Source organism: Frankia sp. R43 (assembly GCF_001306465.1).
Taxonomy (GTDB): Bacteria; Actinomycetota; Actinomycetes; order Frankiales; family Frankiaceae; genus Parafrankia; species Parafrankia irregularis.
On sequence record NZ_LFCW01000004.1, the window covers coordinates 245,896 to 269,075 of the forward strand.

Here is a 23,180-nt window from a genome sequence, read left to right on the forward strand (position 1 = left end):
TGCCCCGACGAACAGTGAGGATGTCATGGGTCCACCGTCGGCGCCGAGCCTTCGGCACCGCTGTGCTGTCCCTGTGCGACGACTGTGAGATAGGCCGATGCCAGGTCGGAGGGGGGCCGAACCGCCTGTCCAGCAGCCCCTCCCGGCTAACCCGCGGCGGACGCCGACGTCGTCGCGGGCGGCAGGCTCGCCGTGGTCGGCGGCGGCACGGGCGAATCGGGGCCGGGCGGCACGGGCGAATCGGGCCGCGCGAGCGAATCGGGCGGCGTGGGCGAGCTGGCCGTGGCGAGGACACCGGTGAGCGCCGCGATGGCGCAGGTGAGCCCGACCACCGCCCACATGGTCGTACGCAGGCCGACGAGCTCGGCCACGCCGCCGATCAGCGGCGGCCCCGCGAGCCAGCCCGCATAGCCCAGCGACCCGACCAGTGCGATCGCCGGCCCGGCGGGTGCCCCGGCGCGGGTCGCCCGACGTCCCGCCTCGGAGAACGCCGCCGGTACCACACAGGCGAGGCCGGCGCCGAGCACGGCGAAGCCGACGATCCCCAGCGCGGTGCCCGCCGCCGTCCCGCCGAGGACGAGGGCGCAGGCGAACACGACCCCCGCGGCCAGCGCCAGCGGCCGGATCGTCCGCCGGACGCCGTGGGCCTCCACCACCCGGTCACCCACCAGCCGTACGCCCAGCATGCAGGTCATGTAGGCGACCAGGCCCACCCCGGCCAGGCCGGGCGACGCACCGGTCACGTCCGTCAGGTAGACCGCGCTCCAGTCCGCCGCGATCCCCTCGCCGAGGAAGCTCGCGAACGCGACCACGCAGAGCGGGACGAACGGCACCACCCACCGCACCGAAGCCCGGAGCTCCGCCGATCGGCGGTGCCCGCGCGGCGAGGCGCGAGGTGCCGCGACAGCGTGGTCGCCGTCCAGCATCCAGCGGGTCGCGGGCAGGGCGGCGGCGAGCCCGGCCGCGCCCAGCAGGGCCGTCTGCAGGCCGAGCGGAAGATCGAGCGCCGCGGCGCCCGCACCGAGGCCCGCTCCGACGAGCGCGCCTCCCGTCCAGGCCGCGTGCACCGTCATCATGATCCGCCGGCCGAACAGCTCCTCGATCATGGCCGCCTGCGCGTTGCTCGCGATATCGAGCGCCCCGCTGAGCGCGCACCACACCGCGAGCACCGCGAACAGCGACGCCACTCCGGACACCACCGCCAGCAACGTGCCCGCGACGCAGTAGCCGCCGAGCGAGGCGACGACCATCCGCCGGCTGCCCAGCCGCCTGACGAGGGCGCCGGCGGCCCACAGCGTGGCCAGCGCACCCACCGGACCGCCGAGCAGGGCCAGGCCCAGCTCACCGTCGGAGAGGCCGAGGTCGCTGCGGACCTGGGGGATGCGCGGCGCCCACGCGGCGAGGACCAGTGCCAGCACGAAGTGGGTCACCATCGTCGCGGCCCTCGCCCGGGCCAGCACCCGCCGGTCGGAAGTGTCCTTCACCGACCTACTTTGACACCGAGATACCTACCGGAAAACCTTGATCCGCCTGGGAAGCCCTGATCCGGCCCCCGTTACCGGAATCTCGTGAACTGCCCGCGCGCTCACGAGCCGAGGCCGCGCAGCATCAGGTTCCAGTAGAAGGCCGGCAGGCCGTAGCGCTTGAGCAGGTACATGTCGCGGCGTGCCCGGGTGGTGTCGATCATCGGGATGCTGGGTCGCGGCTGCAGCGCGTAGTCGAACTCGGCGAGCACCATCCGGTCGCGGGCGGTCACGATCGGGCAGGCCGTGTAGCCGTCGTAGCGGGCCCGCGGCTCGCGGCCGTCGAGCAGGGCCAGCAGGTTCGCCACGACCACCGGTGCCTGCTTGCGGATCGCCGCACCGGTCTTGGACGTCGGCAGGCCCGCGACGTCACCGAGCGCGAACACGTCCGGGTAGCGGGTGTGCCGCAGCGTCGCCGGGTCGACGGTGACGTAGCCGCCGGGGTCGTCCGCTCCCGCGAGCGGACCGGACCTGATCCAGTCCGGGGCCTGCTGCGGCGGGGTGACATGCATGAAGTCGTAGTCCAGCTCGGTCATGCCGCCGGTGCCTCCGGTCGGGCCCGCGGCCAGCTCGTGCAGGACGGCCTGGCGGCGCTCGGGACGGACCTCCACCAGCTCGGTGGAAAGCCGCAGGTCCAGGCCGTAGCGCTCGACGGCGGCCTCCAGCGCCGGCAGGTACGCCGCGACCCGGAACAGCGCGGACGCACCGAAGGCGAGGACGATCCTGATGTCGCGGGCGACACCGGTCCGATGCCAGTAGTCGGCCGCCAGGAAGGCGATCTTCATCGGCGCCCCGCCGCACTTGACCGGCGTCGACGGCATCGTGAACACGGCCGTCCCCGACCGCAGGTTGCGGATGAAGTTCCAGGTCGCCGGGGCGAAGTCGTAGCTGTAGTTGCTGGACACCCCGCCGCGGCCCAGCGTCCGCTCCAGCCCGGGGACGGCGTCCCAGCGCAGCTGCAGCCCGGGCGCCACCACCAGGAAGTCGTAGGCCACCCGACCGCCGCCGGCGAGCCCGACCGTGTGCGCGTCGGGGTCGATCTCGACGGCCGCGTCGCGGTACCAGCGCACACCGCGCGGCAGGACGTCCTGCTCCGGTCGGGCGGTGGGCTCCACCGGGGCCCGGCCGCCGCCGACCAGGGTCCACATGGGCTGGTAGTAGTGCGTGTTCGACGGTTCGATCAGTGCGACGTCCGTGACGCCCGCCCGGCGCAGCCGCGCCGCGACCGTGATTCCCGCCGTCCCGCCGCCGACGATCAGTACTCGGTGCCTGCCTGTGCTGCCACTCATGGTGGACCTCCCGATCCCGCGGGTACCGAGTCGCTCCCCTGCCCGTCCACTCGCACGGTCCGACGCTATGTTCCGGATGCGCACAGCGACGCCATGCGCCCGCCGTAGTGGCGGACAAGGCACCCGGACGGGCCGGACGACTCAGCGGCCAAAAGGGGCATAGATCAGCTGGCGACCCGCAAGCAAGAAGGATCTTGGTCGTTGGAACGACCAAGATCGTTCACACTTGCGACTCGGCAAACCGGGTCGCCACACCCAGGGGTGCCCGCACGGCCGACCGCCCGTCCCGGGAGGGCGACGACTGGTGATCTCCGAGCGTGACGTCGGACCGAGCACCGACCCGGCAGCACCCGGACCACTCCGACGGGACCACCGCAGTTACCAGGGTCACTGATTGTATGTATTATCCGATCTTCCTGGTCCGGCCTCGACCAGCTCCGCCCCTCGACCGACCTCTGGACGCGTCAAGCCCACAGGGAGCCCCAGTGTTCACGATGCGTTTCGACCTGCGCGCGCCGGCCATCGGCGCCCCGGCCCCGCAGCTGTACCAGACCGCGTTGGAGATGGCTGCCTGGGGCGAATCCCGGGGATGCCTCGCGGTCACGGTCTGCGAGCACCACTCGTCGCCCGACGGCTACCTGCCCGCACCGCTCACGCTCTGCGCGGCGCTGGCTGCCCGGACCACCACCTTACCGATCTTCGTCGCGGCGCTGGTGCTGCCGCTCTACGACCCGATCCGGCTCGCCGAGCAGATGGTGGTGCTCGACATCCTGAGCAACGGCCGGATCTCCTATGTCGCGGCTGTCGGTTACCGGCCGGCCGAGTACGAGCTGTTCGGGGTCGACTTCGCCCGCCGTGGCAAGATCGCCGAGGAGAAGCTGCGGCTGCTGCTGCGGGCGAAGTCCGGCGAGCCGTTCGAGCATGAGGGACGTCTGCTGCAGGTCACCCCGCGGCCGGTGACCGCGGGCGGCCCGACGGTCTTCTGGGGTGGCGCCAGTGCCGTGGCGGCCCGCCGCGCCGGCCGCCACGGCCTCGGCTTCTTCGCCCAGAAGGCTGCCCCCGGCCTGCAGCAGGCCTACGAGCAGGCCGCCCAGGCGGCGGGCCACCAGCCCGGCTTCGCTTTCCTGCCGCCGCCGGACCTGCCGACCACCGTGTTCGTCGCCGAGGACGTCGACCGGGCGTGGGCGGAGATCGGCCCGCACCTGCTGCACGACGCGGTCAGCTACGCCAGCTGGAACGAGGCTGATCAGCGCACCGACACCACCACCGCCAGCCTCTCCTTCGCGACGACGGTGGACGAGCTGCGGGCCGAGAACCGCAGCCACCGCGTCATGACCGTCGAGGAGGCGGTCGAACTGGCCCGCGGCGGGCAGACGATCAACCTGCACCCGCTGGTGGGCGGCCTGCCCCCCGAGATCGCGTGGCGTTACCTGCGGATCGTCGTCGACAGGGTGATGCCCGCCCTCGCCTGAGCCAGGCGCGGAGGCCGAACACAGCGTGCACCGCTCGGTGTGCGCCGCTCAGCCTCCGCGCCCAGCTGCCGACGGAGCGGATCAGCCGCGCAGCGCCTTCTTGGCCATCTTGCCGGTCGGTGTACGCGGCAGCTCGGTCACGAAGTCGAACCTGCGCGGGATCTTGTAGGAGGCGATCCGCCCGCGCAGGAACTCCGTCAGCTCGGCCGCGAGGCCGGGCCCCGGCGTGACGCCCACGGCGGGCTGCACCACCGCCCGGACGGATTCACCCATCTCCTCGTCGGGCATTCCGACGACGGCGACGTCGAACACCTTGGGATGCAGGACGAGACTGTCCTCGATCTCCTGCGGATAGATGTTCACGCCGCCGGAGATGATGAGGAACACCTTCCGGTCGGTGAGGTAGAGATAGCCGTCGGCGTCGAGATACCCGATGTCACCTGTCGTGTTCCAGGTCGGATGGTCCGGATGCCGTGCCTGGGCCGTCTTCTCCGGGTCGTTGTGGTATTCGAACAGCGGGTCGTGGCGTTCGAAGTACACGGTCCCGGTCTCGCCCGGCGGCAGCGGCGTACCGTCATCCGCGCAGATGTGCAGGATGCCGAGCGTCGCCTTCCCCACCGTTCCCGGCCGGTGCAGCCATTCCTCGCTGCTGGCGAGCGTCGTGCCGATGGCCTCGGTGGCGGCGTAGTACTCGTGGAGGATCGGGCCCCACCAGTCGATCATCGCCTGTTTCACCGTGACGGGGCACGGTGCCGCGGCGTGCACGGCGACCCGATGGCTCGACAGGTCGTACTGTTCCCGCGCCTCGGCTGGCAGCTTCAGCATTCGGACGAACATCGTGGGCACCCACTGGCTGTGCGTGACCCGGTGGCGTTCGATGGCGGCCAGCGCGGCCTGCGCGTCGAAACCGCGCATCAGGACGACGGTTCCGCCGACCGCGTGGATGACGGTGGAGTACCGCAGGGGCGCCGCGTGGTAGACCGGCGCGGGAGACAGGTACACGGTGTCGGCGTCGAAGCCGTACATCCGCGGGAGAAGCTCGGTGTAGAGGTCGCCCGGCTCGTCGACCTGCCGTTTCGGCAACGGCTTCTTGATCCCCTTCGGCCGGCCGGTGGTGCCCGACGAGTACAGCATGTCGGCCCCGCGGGGCTGCGCCGGCAACGGCTCCGGCGAGGCGCCCGCCAGCGCGGCCTCGTAGGAGCCGAAGCCGCCCGGAAGGGATCCGCTCGGCTGCGGCTGCGCCTGCGCCTGCGCCTGCGCACCGAACATCAGCCGGACATCCACGGCGGGCGTGTCCCTGACGACGGTGGCCGCGATGTCCCGCAGGGCGGCCGAGGCGATCAGTACCCGCGCCCCGCAGTCGTTCACGATGTAGCTGATCTCGGGCACCGCGAGATGCCAGTTGACCGCGGTGATGTAGAAGCCCGAACGCACCGCCGCCCAGTACACCTCGTAGGCCTGCGGAGTGTTGTCCGCCAGCAGCGCGACATGGTCGCCCCGCCGGAAGCCCGCGTCGTAGAGACACCGGGCTAAACGTAGTGAATTGTCCTCGAGCTCACGGTAGGTGAGCCGCTCCCCCGTCTCCGCGATGATCACAGCCGGTTTGTCGGCGAACCTCGCAGCGAACGTTCCGGGATACATCGACTCATTCTCCTCCACATCGTGATCTCCCCCGCTGCCATTGTCGCCGTCCACCGGAGCACCGGCCCACCCCTTGCCCGCACCCGTCACCTCCGGGCCGGCCGGCTCCTCCCCCGGTCATATCGGCGCCCGGTCATATCGGCGCCCGGTCGCATCCGGGCCCGGTCACATCCGGGCCGCGGGCTTCGACTCCTCTGTGTGCGCCGCGCTCGGGGCGCACCGCCGGGCGTGGGACGTCCCGGCGTCTCCCGAAGCGAGGCGCGAGGAGCGGCGGCATGCGATACGTGGTGTTCGGAGCGAACGGCGGCACCGGCCGGGTGCTGTGCCAGCAGGCGGTCGACGCCGGGCACGACGTGGTGGCGGTGACCCGCGACGCCGCCCGGTTCCCCCTGAGCGATCCGCGGTTGCTCGTCGCCGAGGCGGACGTCCACGATCGGGCGGCCGTCACCAGGATCGTCGGCGGGGCGGACGCCGTGCTCTCCACCCTGGGTGTGCCGTTCGGCCGCCGCGAGATCACGGTCTACAGCGAGGGCATCGACAACATCGCGACGGCGATGCGGCGCCACGGTGTGCGGCGGGTGGTCGCGGTGAGCTCGTCGGCCGCCTACCCGACCCGGCACGCCGACGGCGGATTCCTGCTGAACCGGGTGATGCAGCCGCTCCTCACCGCGACGATGGGGCGGACCACCTACCGCGACATGCGGGCCATGGAGGAGTTCCTGCGCACCAGCGGCCTGGACTGGACGGTGCTGCGCCCCGGGGGCCTGTTCGACGCCCCCGAACCGACCGCCTACGAGCTACAGGAGGACCACTCCGACCGGATCTTCACCAGCCGCGCCGACCTCGCCGCGAGCATGCTCGCCCTGGCCGGCGACGACAAGTGGGTCGGCAGGTGCGTCGCGGTCAACACCACCGAGGGCGCCCCGACCCTGCTGGGCATGATGCGCCGCGAGGCCTTCTCCCGCGGCTGAGCCACCGCCAACCCGACCGACGACGGAAGGAACAAGCGTTGACTGGCGAATCCCTCCCGGCCGTGAGCGGCGGGGCCTCCCCGGAGCACGATGACATGCTCTGGTTCGCCGAGCAGTTCGACCGGCATCGCGCCCGGCTGCGGGCGGTGGCCTACCGGATGCTCGGTTCGCTCACCGAGGCCGACGACGCGCTGCAGGAGGCGTGGATCCGCTCGATCCGCGCCGACAGCACGGTGATCGACAACATCAGCGGCTGGCTGGTGACGCTCGTCGGGCGGGTCTGCATCGACATGCTCCGGGCCCGCACCGCCCGCCGGGAGAGCCTCATGGGCAGCACGCTGCCCGAGCCGGTCGTGAGCACCGGCGAGAGCCTCGACCCCGAACAGGCCAGCCTGCTCGCGGACTCCGTCGGGCTCGCCCTGCTCGTCGTGCTCGACAGCCTCGAACCGGCCGAGCGCCTCGCCGTCGTGCTCCACGACATGTTCGGCGTGCCGTTCGCCGAGATCGCCCCGATCGTCGAACGCAGCCCCGAGGCCACCCGGCAGCTCGCCAGCCGGGCCCGGCGCCGGCTGCGTGGCACCGTCACCACGCCCGACGCCGACCTGGCCCTGCAGCGAAAGGTCGTCGACGCCTTTCTCGCCGCCGCCCGCACCGGCGACTTCGAGCGGCTGCTGACCCTGCTCGATCCCGCGATCGTCCTGCGGGTCGACCCCGGCTCGCGGCCCTGGGTCGGCCCCACGGTGCTCGCCGGTGCCACCGACGTCGCCGGCCACATCACCACCCACGCCATCCGGTTCGCCCGGCTGTGCAGCACCGCCCTCGTCAACGGCGCGGCCGGTGTGCTCGCCGCGTCGGCGGAAGGTGTGCTCGCCGTCGCGGGCGTCACGGTCACCGGCGGGCGCATCGTCGAGATCGACCTCCTGCTCGACCCCGGGCGGCTCGCCGCGCTGCACATCGCGACGGGCTCCTGAGCCCCGAAGACCCGAGTCCGGCGCCCGGGTCGGCCTGCGTGCCCGACAATGAAGGCGTGCTTACCGCGTTGCGCCGAGGCGAGGCCAGGGTCCAGATGTCGGATGTCTCCCTGGAAGGAGATGATCTCGCGGGCGCGGTGGGTGCCGTCGCGCAGCGGGTGCGCGGCCTGCGGCGGGTAGCCGTGGTGGCCACCCCGACGCTGGAGACGGTGGTCGCGATCGCCGGCGCCGTCGAGGCCGGGGTCACCGTGGTCACGGTCAACCCGCAGGCCGGCGAGACCGAACGGGCGTACGTCCTGCAGGACAGCGCCCCCGACCTGGTCCTCGACCAGGTCGACCTCACGGCCCGCGCCGCGCTGCCGGCGGAGCCCGAACCGGCGGCCGGCGCGGCGGGAGCGGCCGGCGCGGCGGGAGCGGCGGACCTGCCGGGCGGGCCGGGCGGGGACGAGTCACCCGCCCTGATCATCTACACCTCGGGAACCACCGGGCCGCCGAAGGGCGCGGTCATCCCGCGCCGCGCCATCGCGGCGAACATCGACGCGCTGGCGCAGGCCTGGGCCTGGACACCCGAGGACGTCCTCGGGCACGCCCTGCCGCTGTTCCACGTGCACGGGCTCGTGCTCGGGACGCTCGGCCCGCTGCGCCTCGGGTCCGCGCTGCACCACACCGGGCGGTTCGCGCCGACCCCGGGCGGGACGCTGTACTTCGCGGTGCCGACCATGTGGTCACGGGTGCCGGAGCCGGCGGCCTTCTCGTCCGCCCGGCTGCTCGTCTCCGGCTCGGCGGCGCTGCCCGTGCCGGTGTTCGAGCGGCTCGTCGCGCTGGCCGGGCAGCGGGTGGCCGAACGCTACGGGCTGACCGAGACCCTGATCAACACCGCCGCCCGCGCCGACGGCGATCGCCGGCCGGGTCTCGTCGGCGCACCGCTGCAGGGCGTCGAGGTCCGGATCACCGGCACCGACGAGTTCGGGCCGGTCGAGGTCCGCGGCCCGAACGTGTTCTCCGGGTATCTCGGCAACCCGGCCGCGACCGCGGCGGCGCTGACGCCCGACGGGTGGTTCGCCACCGGCGACCTCGGCCTGTTCGAGCCGGACGGCCAGCTGCGCATCGTCGGCCGCCAGAGCACCGACCTCATCAAGTCCGGCGGCTACAAGATCGGGGCCGGGGAGATCGAGAACGCGCTGCTCGCCCATCCCGCGGTCGCCGAGACCGCCGTCATCGGCGTTCCCGACGACGATCTCGGCCAGCGGGTCGTCGCGTTCGTCGTCCCGCACGAGACCGTCGACGCCGCGGTGCTCGTCGACCATGTCGCCACGACCCTCGCCCCGCACAAGCGCCCGCGGGAGGTCCGCTTCGTCACCTCGCTGCCGCGTAACCCCCTGGGCAAGGTCCAGAAGAAGCTGCTCACCTGACCGGCCGGTTCCGCACCGGCCGGTTCCGCACGGTTCGCGGGTTCAGGCGACGATCCAGGCGGGGAACCAGATGCGGTCGCGCCAGTCGTCCAGCGGAATCGTCTCCCAGGCCAGGATCGGGTAGTAGTAGGCGAACAGCAGCACGACGGCGATCAGGTACACGCCGAAGATCAGTGCCCCGACGAGGCGGCGGGTGTCGGAGGCCTCGCGCGGGCCGAGCACCAGGCCCGCGCAGGCGGTGATCCCCAGGATCATGAACGGCAGCAGCGGCAGGGCGTAGAAGAAGAACATCGTGCGGTTGGGGAAGGCCAGCCAGGGCAGGAAGGACGTCCCGAAGCTGACCAGTACGAGGGCGGCCCGCCAGTCACGGCGGGCGACCCACAGGGCGATCATCGCGACCAGTGCGGCCGTCCCGACCCACCAGACGGCCGGGTTGCCCAGCGCCAGCACCTCCCGGGCGCAGCCCTCGACCGCCCGGCAGCCCTGCTCGCCGAACTTCGGGCCCTCGTAGTCGTAGGCCACCGGCCGGCCCATCACCAGCCAGCTCATCGGCGTGGACTGCGCGACGTGCCGGGCGGACAGGTGTTCGTGGAACTCGAGGATCGCCTGCTGGTAGGACCACCAGCCGCGCCAGGCGGCGACGAAACCGTCGCCGTACCTGTGCCGGTCGTACCCGCCGTCGGTGAGGAACCAGCCCGTCCAGGTGGAGAGGAACGTCACGATCGGCACGGCGATGTAGCAGCCGAACCAGGCGGGCAGGTCCCGCCGCAGCGCACCGCGGACCGGCGCCGGGAAGCCCGCCGTGCGGCGGGCACCGATGTCCCAGGCCAGCGCGAGCGCGGCGAACCCGACCAGGGTGTAGAGGGCGCTCCACTTCACGCCCATGGACGCACCCAGACACAGACCGGCGGCGAGCCGCCAGGGCCGCCAGCCGAGCCGCGGCCCGTACCGGGCGTCGGCGCCTCCTCCCACAGCTCCCACACCGCTGTCGATGCTCTCGGTGCCGTCGATGCTCTCAGTGCCGTCGGTGCTCTCGGTGCGCGTGAGCCGGTCGACGAGCCTGGTGCGGCCGTGGTCACGGTCGAGGACGAGACAGGCCAGCGCGAGCACCAGCCCCGTCATCAGGAAGATGTCGAGGATGCCGATCCGGCTCTGGACGAACTCGAGTCCGTCGAGGGTCATCAGCAGGCCGGCGAAACAGCCCAGCAGGGTGGAGCGGAACATCCGGCGGGCGAGCCGGGTGAAGACCAGCACCGCGAGCGTGCCGAAGAACGCGGAGGCGAACCGCCAGCCGAGCTCGGGGCTGCCGTGCACCGCGCCGGCACAGTCCTGATAGCCGAAGAGCTTCTCCGAAGCCGCCATGAACCACTTGCCCAGCGGCGGGTGCACCACGAAGGCGGGACCGGAGCAGGTGTTGCTGTCCACCTCGTAGCCGTGGGTCATCAGGCCCCAGGCGTCCTTGGTGTAGTAGACCTCGTCGAAGTAGATGCCCTTCGGCTCGGTCAGCCGCCAGAACCGCAGGATCCCCGCGAGCAGGGTGACGGCGAGCGCGGCGGCCCAGCCCAGTACCCGGTCGGCGGGCATCGGCGGGCAGAGCCGGGCGCGCAGCGTGCCGGCCGACGCGGCGACGGCCCGCGCGGTCTGGCCGGGTTCTGGCGCGGAGGGGTCAGCCGTCGTCAGTGCGGTCACGCTCACGCGCTCAGCCTAGGTCGTGAGCCTGTGCCTGCTGACAGGGCGTTTCCCGCCCTGTCCCCATGGCCGCCGGCGCGGACCCGCCGGCGCGGCGCAGGTCGCCGGCAGCACCACGCCGGCCTCCCCGCTCTGACGGCGGTGTCCACGGCACGGCAGTAAAGCACCCAACCGAGGGCACTTTCGGGCATCCTCGTGAGATTTCAGGCAACGGACGGACTTAACTGCATTCCATCTCACTTGTTTCATCCGTGCGACCGACTTATCGTCCGTTTTGCGCGGATCATCCGGCCGTGTGGGGATCTGGTCTGGTAGCGGTAGTCACCACTCACCGGTGAGGCCCCGACACCCCGGCGCCTCCGCGATGGTCCCTGCTGGTGGGGAATGACCTGTCCGGTCGCCTTCCTTCGCGGTCGCGTCGGCACGTTCGACGAAGCGCGTTCGACGAAGCGCGTTCGAGGAGGTCCCCGCGAGCCAAATGAGTTATACGACTTAACTACGTCCTTTTAGGGTGCGCCAGTGGCATTTCTGGACAGTTCACTCGCCGGTGCGGTGGGCAGGCTCGCGCGCGGCTGCGCACGTCACCGCGGGTTCCTGCTGGTCGCCTGGATCATCGTCCTCGCGTCGGCGGCCCTCTACGTGCGCGGTGCCGGCGCCCAGTACACCCAGCAGGTGGCGCCGACGGGCTCGGAATCCGACCGCGCGCTGACCAACGTGACGGCGATCTCGCCGGGTGGCCAGTTACCCGATGTCGAGACGATCGTGGTCCGGGCCCGGGAGGGCACCCTCGACGACCGCATGGCGCGCGACCGGATGACCCTGCTCATCGCACAGGTCGGCAAGCTGCCGGGAGTCGCCCTCGTCGCGGATCCGAGCGGACCGCTCGGGCCGGCCACCGTCGGGGTCACCCCGATCAGCGCCGACCGGCGGACCGCGATGATCTCCGTCGTGCTGAAGGGCACCGCCCTCGCACCCGACCTGGCCGCGGTACGGCGCGTGCAGGACCTCGCACTGGCCTACGACGACCCGCAGTTCCAGGTCGAGATGTCCGGGCCAGGCATCACGGCGATCGAGACCGCCGGCATCTCGACCACTCCGCTGATCTTCGCCCTGCTCGCGGGCCTGCTACTCGTCATCGCCGCGGTCCGCTCCCCGTCCGGGCTGCTCATCTGTCTTGTGTCAGGAGCGGTGGCCGCCACGCTCGCGGTCGCGGCGACCGCGAAGCTGGCGCACACGGTGGTCATGACCCCGTTTGCTCCGATGGTCGCCGGCCTCCTGGCGTTCGGCATCTGCCTGGGCGGCGCGGTGGTCATCGTCTACCGAGCCCAGTCAGCCCTGCTGCGCGGTGAGGACGGCATCCAGGCCGCCGAGACCGCCACCGCCACCTCGGGCGCGGCGCTGGCAGTCGGGGGGCTGAGCCTGACGGTGGCCATGGCGGTGGTGAGCATCGTCGGGCTCAGCGGCTTCCGTGGCATCGCGCTCGCCGCCGCCGCCGTGGGCACGATCACCATCCTCGTCGTACTCACCCTGCTGCCCGCGCTGCTCGGGCTGGCCGGCGCGCGGCTGCTCGGCTGGACCGAGCGGCGCTTCCTGTCCGTGGCCGGAGCCGGCCTCGGGCGCCGACCCGGCCTGCGATCGTGGTGGGCCGCCCAGGTCGGCCGATACCCGGCCCCGGTCGCGGTGGTCGCCGGGGTGCTGCTCGTGGGGCTGACGGTCCAGGCCAGCAGCATCCGCCTGGGCGGTGGCGACTCGGGTGCCGAGCCGACGTCGACGACGTCGCGACGGGCGTACGACCTTGTCAGCGAGGGCTTCTTCCCCGGGCTGAACGGGCCGGTCCTGGTGGCCGTGCGGCAGGCGCCGGCGAAGGCCCGCCCGGCCGCGAGATCCGTCACCTCCGCGGATGTCGCCGCCGCGCTCACCGCGGCTCCCGGGGTGCGGAACGCGGCCGTCATGCTGGAGGACACCGCCAAAGGGCTGGCCGTCATCCGGGTCCTCCCCCAGCCGGGCCCGCGGTCGGAGGAGGCCAGCGCGCTGATCCGCCAGCTGCGCACGGAGGTTCTCCCGGCAGTCCTGCGCGACACGGCGACAACCGCGGACGTCGGTGGTCCGACCGCCCTGTTCGACGACGCCGCGGCGGGCTTCCGGGGCAGCGTGGTCGCACTGCTGTGCATCGTCCTGCTCACCGTCGCGCTGGTGGCGTTCGTGGTGTCACGGTCGGCGGTGCTGGCCGCCCTCCTCGGCCTGTCCGCGACCCTGTCGGTCCAGGCCGCGGGCGGCGTCCTGACGATCCTCTTCCAGAACGAGCGTTTCGCCGAGAGGCTCGGTGTGATGGTGAGCCCGGTCGAGCCCTTCGTCCTCGTTCCGGTGTTCGTGGCGGTGCTCGGCCTGGCCCCCGGGATGAACCTCGTCCTGCTCGGGCGGCTTCGCGAGCAGAACCGTGCCGCGAGCGACCGATCCGCAGGCGGGCCTTCCGGCAACGGCCAGGACCGCCCGCGGGAGCGCGCCGGCGGCCGCAGGAGCATCATCCGCAGTGCCCGGGACGGCATCGCACGCGGGCACGCAGAGCTCGGGCATGTCGTCCTCACCATGAACATGGTCATGCTCCTGGTGGCCGTCGCGATCGCGGCGCAGCCCCCGCGGACATTGAAAATGATGGGCTTCGGCCTGGCCGCAGGTGTCGCGGTGGACGCCCTCGTCCTGCGCGTGGCCGCACTGCCGGCGATCGCGCACCTGTTCCGGCTGTCACACGCCGAGAACGCGTCGAGGCCCAGCCGTCAGGACGCGCACACCGCAGGCAGGACGGACAGACCACGAAGGGCACGCAGGGCGAATCCGGTGACCGTCGAGGGAATCGAGGGAAGCGTCGAGCGGCAGACAGTACCCACCACCCCGCTTCTCGTCGGCCGCGCCGGCGATCCCGGCGGCAACGAGAACTGGAACGGCCACCGAACCAGGACTCCGGGTCTCAGGTCCGGGGTGCCACCCAGACCGCGCACGCCGGCCCACTCCGATCTGACCGCTCAGCACGGGAACGGCACGCTCTACTTCCATGAGGTCCGCGTCCCGCGCGACGGACGGCGATGAAGCCCTGCACCCAGCCCCCAGGGAGGTCGGGTGCGGATTCCCCGGGAGAGCACGACGACCCGCCAGGGCAGAACCCCGCGGCGTCGCCGACGTGGGCCCATAGCATGCGAGCGGTGCACAGAAGATCGAATCTGCCCCTGCCCGGCGCCTCCCCACGCGGGACGGTCCCGCGCAGGGCAGCCCTGCGCCGAGCCGCCCCGGTCGTCGCCCTGACCGCGGTCCTGGTGGCTCTGCTGGGCTCGCCAGCGTCCGCCCACACCGCGCTGACCTCGTCCGATCCGGCCGCGGGAGCGACCCTCGACGCCGCACCCGGCGCGATCTCACTGACCTTCAGCGGGACGGTCCGAGGCGACGGTTCCAGCATCACCGTGACCGGTGACGGTGGGGCACCGGCTGCGGTCGGTGCCCTGTCCGCCGTGGACAGGACCGTGACGGTGCCGGTCTCCGGGCTCACCGGTGGCGGCTACCAGGTGGCCTGGACCGTGGTCTCCGCCGACGGCCATGCGATCAACGGGCAGTTCCCCTTCACGGTCGCCGCGCCCAGCCCAGCGCCCACCTCCGCGTCGCCGCTGGCCGGCCCGGCGCAGGCCGCCGGCAGCTCGTCCCCGGCATCCCCGGCCGCCCTGGCAGCGGGCTCCCCCACACCCACGGTGCGGATCGAGCCGTCCGCGCCGCCGTCGTCGTCCGACAGCAACGCGGTGTGGTGGATCATCGCGGTGATCTCCGTCGCGGCACTGCTGCTCGCCGCCGCCGCAGCCGTCCAGCTGATCCGCCGCCGCGGCACCGCACGCTGACCGGCCGCGCCCGGTCTCGGGTCGACCCGAGGCCGGGCGCGGCGGGTGCGGGCACCCGCATCCGCTACCGGCCGAGCAGCGCGACCACCATCGCGGCCACGCCGCCCTGGACGATCGACAGAACCGCGTCCTTGGCCCCGCCCGCCACGGCGGCACCGAGCTCCTGAAGCCGGCTCGGGTTGTCCCGCACCGCCGCGATGACCGCCGCCGGGTCGGCGACGACCTCTCCGTCCGGAGTGACCGCCCTGTCCCGGATCAGCTGGGCGATGAGGGCGCGCAGCTCGCCCACCGCCGCGTCGAGCTGTGCGGCGGAGCCGGCCTGGTGACTGCTGACCACCTGGTTGATGTCACGACCGGCCTTGTTGACCGTGTAGCCCTGGCCGGTGAACTTGTCACCGGAGAAGACGTCACCCATCGTTCCCCCGCCCTGCGCCCGGACCGGGCCGGTCGCCTGTCACTGGCCGGCACCTCGGCCACTCTTGTTGACGTTGTAGCCCCGCCCGGTGAATTTGTCGCCAGCAAAAACATCGCCGTGGACCTCGATGTTGTACGCGGATGCCGGTGGATCCTCGATGGCGGCGACGAGCGCGTTACGAATGCGCATGATCTCCTTGAGATCCGTGCCGTTCAGCAGGGCTGCCTGCGCACCGGCGGTTTCGAGCAGCAGCAGGTAGTAGGTTCGCCGCAGAAACACCCGGTAGATCAGGACACCGCTCAGCCAGAGAGTGGCCGCGCCGGCCAGAACGAGCACGAGAACCGCGAACTGCCGGCCGATGTCCTCGAGGGCGTACTCCCCGTCAGGGTCGGCGTAGCGTGGGCCCACGATCACCGCCACCACGAGCAGGGCGACGCCTCCCGCGAGTGACGCCATCCGCCGGAGCGGGTAGAAGGTGCTGTACTTCCCGAACCATTTCAGCTCCCGGGTCTGAATCCGGGAGATGTTGGCGAGCGGGTACACCTCGTGCCCGATCGTGAGCGCCCGCTTGCCGACCACGATCTCGAAGATCTGATTCTTTTTTGCCATACAGCCCCCGCCTGTACTGGCTTATTGATAACGCGGACGCCGATCGGCGAACGCACCGTGAGCTGACATCCGGAACGTCGACTGACGAGCGCGAGGCCGATAAACGTCGGGATCAGCGACGGCAGGTACCTGGTCACCGGATCCGCGCAGAACGTACCACACATCGTGAAATGAAGAAATCCGAGCGTGGCCGGTAATCTCCTGACTGGATCAGGCGAGACCGGTGGGGGTGACCCAGTCCGGCGCGATCCGCTCACCGCCGACCGTGAGGGTGAACGCACCCTCCTCGTCGAGCAGACCGACGAGGAGGGCGAGCAGGGTCTGCACCCGGGCGAGCCGGGCGCTGGTCACGGCCGCCGGCGACTGCAACGCCTCGGCGAAGGCATCGAACCACTCGGCGAAGACGGCCTCGTAGTTGTCATGGAAGTAGGCGAATCCCAGGCACTCGTTGGACGCACTGCCCGGCCCGCCGCGCATCAGCTCGCCGATCGCCCGCTGCTCCTCCCGCCACAGCATGAACCGGGAGGAGTGGTAGGTGTCGACGCGGTCGTACTCGTCGCTGCTGAACGCCCCGCCGATGTCGGCGAGCAGCGCGGCGACGACGCGGGTGTCCTCGGCGCTCTCGAACCGCAGCAACGCGAGCCGCGAGTACACGATCTCCAGGGTTCCGAAGTAGCGCGCGATGCAGAACAGCGTGGCCAGCAGTGCGAGCCGGCTACGACGATCCGGCTCCTTCGATGTGGGCTTCAGATACGACAGGAACTCCTTCTTCCGAATGCTGTGGATACGGGTGCCGAGGTCGAACGCCGCGACGAGCAGCGGCTCCCGGTATCGGTCCAGCTCGGTCTTCGCCGCCGAGCGTTTCTCGCTGTCCCTGGTGGAACGGTCCAGCTCGAAACGGATGCGTTCCATCTCGACGCCCTGGCGATGGGTCCACACCGTCGCAGCCACCGCCACCAGGGCACTGACAACGGAGGAGATGAGGGCGGCGACAATTCCCGCGTCCACGTCTGCCTGCCCCCCAGCCCGGCCCCTCACGCGCCGACGTCGGCAGATGGCAGCCTATCGGCGGACAACCGGGCAGATCTCCACCTTCGGGAATCCGGATCGGGCCCGGCTCGTCGCCGTCAGGTCACCGGCGGACGGCCGGGCCACCGAACAGCGCGCCACGGATCTCACGGCCGGCTCTGGCTACCGGCTGCCAGAGGACCCGGTTCACCCAGCGGACGGGCACGACCACCGTCACGCGCCACACCGCGGCGGCCACCCGTGCCACCGGGATGACCACCGTTCGCCACACGAAGGCGGTCGGGACCACCACAATCACCCGGAAGACGGCGGCGATCCCACGCCCGATCGCGTTCGCCACCCGCATCGCGAACCGGCAGGCCTCGGCGACGATCCGGCTCACAGGTACGACCACGGCCCGCCACACCCAGCGCGCCGGCGCCACCACCAGCGCCGTCAGCACCGCCGCCGCGATCTTCCCGGCCAGCCGGAGGGCACCGGCGAACGCATGCACCACGGGTCGCAGCACGGTCCGCCACAGCCACTGCGCCGGCACGATCACCAGCCAGGCGACGAGAAAGCGCAGCGGGATCGCGATGGCGTAGTGGAAGACGAACAACAAGGCCAACCGGACCGGATTGATCACCCATCGCCACAGCAGGCGTCCGAGCGGGGTCAGGAACCAGTCCCAGAGGAGCCGTTTCAGGCCCAGCAGGAGCGGGCGCAGGAACCACGTCCACAGCAGCGTGCGCAGCCCGCGGCCGACCAGCACGAGCCCCTGCCACAGCAGCTGGAGCGGAACGACGATCACCAGCGCGATCAGCCGCGCCGGCCAGCGAATCAGGTCATAGACGAGGCCGTCGGGCTCGTCGCGCCGGGCAGGGGCCGGCGGCCCTGGATGAGGAGACCGCGGAGCAGCCGTGCTGCCAGCGTACGGGTGCCGGTCATTCCGGTCGCTCCGGTTTTCAACCACAGCGGAGTATCTATCGTTCACGCGGCCCGAAAATCGTCCGTTTGTCAGCTGGTAAACACCCCGGGGCAGGCCGGCCACGGTGTCCCGCGGCGGGTCCGGGGTGGCAGGGCCGGCCGGCGGGTCAGGGGCGAGGCCGGGGCACCCGTTCGAAGAAGTGGGTGGCGTGCGGGTTGTCGTTGTACCGGCCGATCGGACGGTAGCCGGCCTTCCCGTACAGCGCGATGGCCTCGGTCAGGGACTCGTGGGAGTCGAGCCGAACGATGTGGTGACCGAGGGCGTGCGCGGTCTGCTCCAGGTGGAGCAGAAGTCGGGAACCCAGGCCCGCGCCGCGCCAGGCGTCATCCACCCACATGCGTTTGATCTCGCCGACACCGTCCTCGATCGTCCGCACACCACCGCACGCCACGGCGGCCCCAGCACTGACAGCCAGGACGAAACAGCCCCCGGGTGCCGCCAGCGACGCCGCACCGTCATCCGGCTCGGCGGAAGGATCGAAGCCGAACCGCCGCCCGATCTCCGCGAAGTAACGGCCGACAGCCCACACCGCTGCCGGTGATGTCGGGTCGACGGCCTCGAAGCGCACCGCCGCCGCCCGCGCGCGCGGCCCACTGCCGCGCAGGCGCTGGGAATCCTCCACGCCAGCGAACGTTAACCGACGCGCCATCGTTTCCTGGCATCGCCCCGCGACACAGGCAACAACCGGCCCACACGGTCTCGGCCAGCCCGTCCGCCCGCACGGCACGCGATACGCGTGGCCGCGTCCTAACCGCCCGTGGGCAGCACCGACGGGACGACCGACAGCACGACCTGCCGCGGCACCGCGGGCTTCGACACCGGGAGTTTGGGCGTCGGGGTCTTGCCCGCCGGGGTTCTCGGCGTCGGGGTTCTGGGCGTCGGGGTTCTGGGCGTCGCCGCATCCACGGTCGCGGGCCTGGGCTCCGCCAGCCTCAGCGCCGCGGGCCCCGCAGCCTCGGCCCAGTCGGTGCCCGACGGCTCGGCGGGTGCGGGAGCATCCGGCGAACCGGCTGCCAAAGGGCGATCCGGCGCCGCGGTGACCAGCGAAAGGCGCACGGAGGTGGGGGTATCCGGCACGAAGGCGGTCGACGGACGGTCGCCTCGAGCCCGGGCGGGTTGTGTGGGCACCACGGACAGGCGACCGGCGGACGGACGCATCACCGCGGCGGGGCCGCGTTCGCCGGCTGGTAGCCGGGCCGGAGCGGCCACCCGCGTCAGCGCCGCCTCGATGGCATGCATGCCCAGCATCATCGCCATCAGTGCGAAAGGAAACACCAGGATGAGCGCTATGATCACTGCGATCTTTCCCTTCCGGATGGCGCGGTCAGATGCCTGGTGCGACGGGCGGGAAGCCGGCCGGTCATCCAAGCTACGCGGGCGGTGAGCACCGGCCCACGGCGAAGAGCACCGTTGTCGGATGCCGCAGGTCCCTGCACCGGGGGACCAGGCGGGCTTCGGGCCCCCGGGCCCACTGACCGCAGGCTTTCGCGGCCATGTTTCAGGCATGGCTCGAACGTGCCTGCCAGATCGACCTATGCCGGATCCGAATCCCTCGGCGGCGCGCCGAGAACGTCATCCGCCGGCGGGACTGGCCCACCCGCGGCGACCGCCACTACCTTCGGGACCGTGTATTCGCTGCGACTGAGCTGTCCGCTCGCCGCTCCACGCGCCACGGTGTACCGGGCACTGATCGACCCGGCGGCAATCGTCCGGTGGCGGTTCCCGGACGGGATGAGCGCACGGCTGCACGAGTTCGACGCCCGCGAGGGCGGCGCCTTCCGGATCTCGCTCACCTACGACCGCCCCGACGCGGCCGGAAGACCGCCGGCAACACCGACACGTACCACGCGGAAGCGATCACCTCCCTGGAGGATGCAGTGGCCCCGCCCTGGCAACCGTTACAGCTCTCGGAGCACGGGGTGCACGGCGCCCGCTATCAGACTGTCCCGAACGCCTCGGCCGCCCAGGTGCGGAAACGGTTGTCGCTGTAGACCTCGTAGACGAACGGCCGTCGCCAGAAGGCTGTGAACCTCACTTAGCCATTCCGTCATCATGAACGCCTGCACAGGCCAGGCAAACAAAGATCGTCAAGAAAAAGGGAGGATTCTCATGGCTTGACCATTTCTTCCAGCATCTCTCTCGATGCGCGAGTATGTGGATGCATTTCACCGAGGACGCGCAGCCTACGCTTCAGCGTGTCCTCGACAAGGATTCGAGCCCCCTCCATCTCACCACATTTTCGCATGGCGTCGGCGAGGTATCCCTGGGATCTTAGCGTGACAGGATGGTCTCGACCCAGGTAGATCATACGCTGAGCAAGGACGTCTTCATGGAGCCTGCGGGCTTCGTGATGGCGACCGAGGCCTTGCAGGTCGAGAGCATTATTACACAAAGATATCAAAATGACCGGATGACCTTCGGGATAAATTCTTCGATAGTCCGACACGGCTTGCCGGTCTATTTCATAGGCAGACCTGAAATCACCGAGTTCGCGTAGCGCGATCGCAAGATTGTTAGCCGAATTGATGGTTCGCGGATGATCTTCACCCAAGACGCGGCGACACGCAGCAAGATTGTTTTTGTGTATGTCTCGCGACACCTCCGGATCACTGTGACTGAGATCGGCCGCCAGATCATTAGTAACCCGCAGAGTGGCTGGATGGTCCGGGCCAAGAGATCGTTTACACCGAGCTAGAGTATCGCGATCGAGTTCCTCTGCCATTTGGAAGTCGCCGAGTGCTCGAACCGCGACCGAAAGGTTGTTTGCCATGCTCAGAGTGTCCGGGTGATCAAGGCCAAGCGCGGCTCGGTACCGCCCGAGCAAATCACCATTGACATGCCGGGCAGCCTGGTAGTCACCACTCGTATAGAGGTGCCAGCAGAAGCGATCTACGGCTTGGCGCAGATCGTGGGACTCCGATCGGCCATCGTCCTGTCCCACTACCGCCAAGAGGTGCGCGCCGAGCATTGACCATTTCGGCCAGGTCGCCGGGTCATCTGCATCTGAGGGTGCCGCAGCGGCCAGCAACCGCTGAATTGAATCGAGATATCTAGAATGCTCGATATCTGAAAGCTGGCCACTGATAACAGTCTGCACCAGCCGGTGAACCTGTAGGGAGTCGCCGTGGCGCTGACACATCGAGTAGCTTAGCGCCACAGCGACCTGTTCATCGATCGCAATCTCGGGGTGATTTTCTACAATCGAGCGAACCGAGTCAGGTAGCAATTCTGGGTGCTCAGTAAACAGGTTGAGTGGAACTGGTTCAGGGGCTAGGAGGGCACACAACCGCAGCAGACCGATCGTGGCCGGACTTGCGCCATCAAGCTGGGCAAGGGTCAACGACCATGCAGTGTCAACAGTCCCGCCGTATGCGAGGTCCTCGCCAAGGGAAAGCATGGATGAGCGCCGGTCACGAAATCGTCGAAGATAGACAGTTGGATGCACCTGAGTGCGCTCGATATATGCAGCAGCTTGTTCCAGCGCGAGCGGCAGACCACCGAGCTCAGTAGCAAGTTGGATCGCATCCTGCTTCTCGAGATTTGGGATCCTCATCTGCAGCAATGCAAGGGCTTCTGACTGCGGAAGGACATCGACCGCGACCCTGCTGGCGATAGCTCCCCACGTCGGGTTGCGAGACGTTACCAGAATGTGCCCGTGGCTGCCGCCAGGAATCCAGTGATTTATGTCCTCAGGCCGGACAGCATTGTCAAAGACAAGTAGCCAGCGGTCTCGATGACGCAGCGAATCGAGTGCCGCAGCGGCATCGAGGTCCACCGCTCCTAGACTCGCCAATCCCAACTGCTGCGCGAGGGGCGCGATCTTGTCTGCAATCAGGGCAGGTTCCTCGGAGTCCACCCACCACACAACGTCGTAAGAATCGGCGTAGCGGTAGCAGTACTCGATCGCAAGCTGGGTCTTTCCGACTCCACCAAGCCCGTGCAGCGCAGCCGCCGCAGGCTGGACCAGAGCCACGGAACCATCGGATCCCAGCAGTGACCCGATTTGTCGCAACAGGTCTTGACGCCCAGTGAATGTCCTCAGACGGCTCGGCAGATTCCACACCCGAGGCTTCTCACTTCCCACATCTCCAAGCTTCCGGACTCCACTCAGACCTAAGCGATCCAACTTTGCGACGATCATCTCGGCAAACTGTTCAGGAGTCCGACTACTCAGGTCCACGGCTACCAGGTCTGCACGCAGACCTGGTAGCCGAGTGTCATCGAACCGTGCCGGTAGAAGGTACTCTCGTCGTTCCCGTGCCGCCCTACGCAGCGCCGCGCGGCGCTCCACGTTCGTCCAGTCGCGCGCAGCGTAGTCAGCCGAAACAAACAGCACTGCAAGCGCCGCTTCCACCGAGTAGACCCTTGGCAGCTCCTCCGCAAGCAGCCGCCCCCACAACTCGACCTGTTCGTCGGCGTCGAAGAAGCAGCGGACCCCGCGCTCCTTCAGTGCCGCAGCGACGCGCTCGACATAGCCGCGCTGTGCACTGGCGTACGACAGCGCCACGTCCCACCGCCAGCCGAGGACATGCTCACCCACCGACCTTTCGCTCACGTCATCAGCGTGCCAGATTAGAGCGCGATGGTAAAGAAGATGACATGGATCGCGCCACCTCGCACCCAGGCCTGTTTCCGTCGTGGACGACCGACAAATGTCGGCGTTTGTACCACGAAGTCAGGGCCGGGAGACCAGAAACAACTTTCCCTGCCCTAACCGGATAGGCAGGCATGCTGCATCGACAGCGAACAGCGACCAGAAGGCAATGCACTCGTGTCCGATGAGCACCTACGGACACTCGAGGATGCACCTACCAGTCCCGTAACATCGACAACTTCCACGCGCGACGATGAGATCCACGGCAGCCACAGCCAGCGGAGACCCTGGCCAGGGCATACCCAGAGTCAAACCCACTCCACCGAATCCACCTGGTCGGCCCTGGGCATCCCTCGCGCGGACCGCTCGCAACTGTCGCCACGACCTCACCACCGCCACCAGCCATCCCCTGGGCCCCGCGCCGCAACCAGCCATGCACGCAACGCATGGCGTGTATGGCATGTGCTGCGTGGTGGGTAGCACCAGACCGGTTGAGCACCCGTACGCTGCACACGCCTCCGTACTATGTTTGTCTGGAAAATCACGTTGCTGGCCGTGGACCGGGTGGTTCCTCGACCGGGTCCGGATCCGAGGAGACACCGTCATGGCGACGTATGTCCTGGTGCACGGGGGCGGGCGTGGCGGTTGGTGCTACCAGCCCGTCGCCCGCGGGTTACGCGGCGCCGGTCGGTTGTGGTCCTTCGGCACCGGCCACGATCT

Annotated in this window: 17 protein-coding genes and 2 pseudogenes; 8 read left to right on the top strand and 11 right to left on the bottom strand. The window is 70.0% G+C overall.

Annotated elements, in window-relative coordinates; all coding sequences use genetic code 11:
- Positions 1–146: 146 nt before the first annotated feature.
- Together ACG83_RS18490 and ACG83_RS18495 are read right to left on the bottom strand one after the other, a co-directional pair.
- The gene (locus tag ACG83_RS18490; RefSeq protein WP_235498002.1) at positions 147–1,484 is read right to left on the bottom strand and encodes an MFS transporter; all 1,338 of its coding nucleotides are present in this window, start codon (positions 1,482–1,484) and stop codon (positions 147–149) included.
- Between the two features lie 101 nt (positions 1,485–1,585).
- Positions 1,586–2,812, bottom strand: a complete 1,227-nt coding sequence (locus ACG83_RS18495) for an FAD/NAD(P)-binding oxidoreductase (protein ID WP_054567473.1) — start codon at positions 2,810–2,812, stop codon at positions 1,586–1,588.
- Between the two features lie 485 nt (positions 2,813–3,297).
- On the opposite strand from ACG83_RS18495, the gene ACG83_RS18500 reads away from it, so the two are divergent.
- Entirely contained in the window at positions 3,298–4,284 is a 987-nt protein-coding gene (locus ACG83_RS18500; RefSeq protein ID WP_054567474.1) for an LLM class flavin-dependent oxidoreductase, read from the top strand.
- An 81-nt stretch (positions 4,285–4,365) separates the two neighbouring features.
- Here ACG83_RS18500 and ACG83_RS18505 read toward each other — a convergent pair whose 3' ends face one another.
- Entirely contained in the window at positions 4,366–5,925 is a 1,560-nt protein-coding gene (locus ACG83_RS18505) for an acyl-CoA synthetase (protein WP_054567475.1), read from the bottom strand.
- A gap of 275 nt (positions 5,926–6,200) precedes the next feature.
- Here ACG83_RS18505 and ACG83_RS18510 point away from each other — a divergent pair, with 275 nt between their 5' ends.
- The 3 genes from ACG83_RS18510 (at position 6,201) to ACG83_RS18520 (ending at position 9,279) form a co-directional block, all read left to right on the top strand.
- Positions 6,201–6,896: an NAD(P)-dependent oxidoreductase gene (locus ACG83_RS18510; RefSeq protein ID WP_054567476.1), complete on the top strand. Its 696-nt coding sequence runs from the start codon at positions 6,201–6,203 to the stop codon at positions 6,894–6,896.
- Positions 6,897–6,991: 95 nt separating this feature from the next.
- Complete coding sequence (locus ACG83_RS18515; protein ID WP_054567892.1) at positions 6,992–7,867, top strand: sigma-70 family RNA polymerase sigma factor; 876 nt, start codon at positions 6,992–6,994, stop codon at positions 7,865–7,867.
- A 38-nt stretch (positions 7,868–7,905) separates the two neighbouring features.
- Positions 7,906–9,279 carry an acyl-CoA synthetase gene (locus ACG83_RS18520; RefSeq protein WP_235498003.1) on the top strand — a complete coding sequence of 458 codons (1,374 nt, stop codon included), beginning with the start codon at positions 7,906–7,908 and terminating at the stop codon, positions 9,277–9,279.
- A gap of 42 nt (positions 9,280–9,321) precedes the next feature.
- Here ACG83_RS18520 and ACG83_RS18525 read toward each other — a convergent pair whose 3' ends face one another.
- On the bottom strand, positions 9,322–10,968 hold the full coding sequence (locus ACG83_RS18525; protein ID WP_054567893.1) for a dolichyl-phosphate-mannose--protein mannosyltransferase: 1,647 nt from the start codon (positions 10,966–10,968) through the stop codon (positions 9,322–9,324).
- 519 nt (positions 10,969–11,487) lie between these two features.
- Between ACG83_RS18525 and ACG83_RS18530 the strand changes: the two genes are divergently transcribed.
- The gene (locus tag ACG83_RS18530; RefSeq protein WP_083473357.1) at positions 11,488–14,052 is read left to right on the top strand and encodes an MMPL family transporter; all 2,565 of its coding nucleotides are present in this window, start codon (positions 11,488–11,490) and stop codon (positions 14,050–14,052) included.
- Positions 14,053–14,165: 113 nt separating this feature from the next.
- Positions 14,166–14,846 carry a copper resistance CopC family protein gene (locus tag ACG83_RS18535; protein ID WP_161934772.1) on the top strand — a complete coding sequence of 227 codons (681 nt, stop codon included), beginning with the start codon at positions 14,166–14,168 and terminating at the stop codon, positions 14,844–14,846.
- A gap of 64 nt (positions 14,847–14,910) precedes the next feature.
- On the opposite strand, the gene ACG83_RS18540 is transcribed toward ACG83_RS18535, so the two are convergent.
- The 6 genes from ACG83_RS18540 to ACG83_RS18565 all read right to left on the bottom strand — a co-directional run bounded on the left by ACG83_RS18540 (position 14,911) and on the right by ACG83_RS18565 (position 19,162).
- On the bottom strand, positions 14,911–15,261 hold the full coding sequence (locus ACG83_RS18540; RefSeq protein ID WP_054567480.1) for a hypothetical protein: 351 nt from the start codon (positions 15,259–15,261) through the stop codon (positions 14,911–14,913).
- Positions 15,262–15,300: 39 nt separating this feature from the next.
- Positions 15,301–15,870 carry a DUF6232 family protein gene (locus tag ACG83_RS18545; protein ID WP_054567481.1) on the bottom strand — a complete coding sequence of 190 codons (570 nt, stop codon included), beginning with the start codon at positions 15,868–15,870 and terminating at the stop codon, positions 15,301–15,303.
- A gap of 210 nt (positions 15,871–16,080) precedes the next feature.
- Positions 16,081–16,878, bottom strand: coding sequence for a hypothetical protein (locus ACG83_RS18550; protein ID WP_054567482.1), 798 nt, complete (start codon positions 16,876–16,878; stop codon positions 16,081–16,083).
- A gap of 124 nt (positions 16,879–17,002) precedes the next feature.
- Positions 17,003–17,689: a hypothetical protein gene (locus ACG83_RS18555; protein WP_235498004.1), complete on the bottom strand. Its 687-nt coding sequence runs from the start codon at positions 17,687–17,689 to the stop codon at positions 17,003–17,005.
- 283 nt (positions 17,690–17,972) lie between these two features.
- Complete coding sequence (locus ACG83_RS18560; RefSeq protein WP_235498005.1) at positions 17,973–18,488, bottom strand: GNAT family N-acetyltransferase; 516 nt, start codon at positions 18,486–18,488, stop codon at positions 17,973–17,975.
- Between the two features lie 125 nt (positions 18,489–18,613).
- Complete coding sequence (locus ACG83_RS18565; protein WP_054567485.1) at positions 18,614–19,162, bottom strand: hypothetical protein; 549 nt, start codon at positions 19,160–19,162, stop codon at positions 18,614–18,616.
- On the opposite strand from ACG83_RS18565, the pseudogene ACG83_RS47975 reads away from it, so the two are divergent.
- Positions 19,100–19,600, top strand: a pseudogene (locus ACG83_RS47975) (hypothetical protein); the annotation flags it as partial. The gene ACG83_RS18565 and the pseudogene ACG83_RS47975 sit on opposite strands and share 63 nt — an antisense overlap.
- Before the next feature lie 373 nt (positions 19,601–19,973).
- Here the strand turns inward: ACG83_RS47975 and fxsT are convergent.
- A complete protein-coding gene (gene fxsT / locus ACG83_RS42530) occupies positions 19,974–22,406 on the bottom strand; it encodes an FxSxx-COOH system tetratricopeptide repeat protein (protein WP_152991438.1) in 2,433 nt (810 codons plus the stop codon).
- 658 nt (positions 22,407–23,064) lie between these two features.
- Between fxsT and ACG83_RS47980 the strand changes: the two are divergent.
- Positions 23,065–23,148 (top strand): annotated as a pseudogene (locus ACG83_RS47980) (alpha/beta hydrolase); the annotation flags it as partial.
- Positions 23,149–23,180 lie beyond the last annotated feature (32 nt).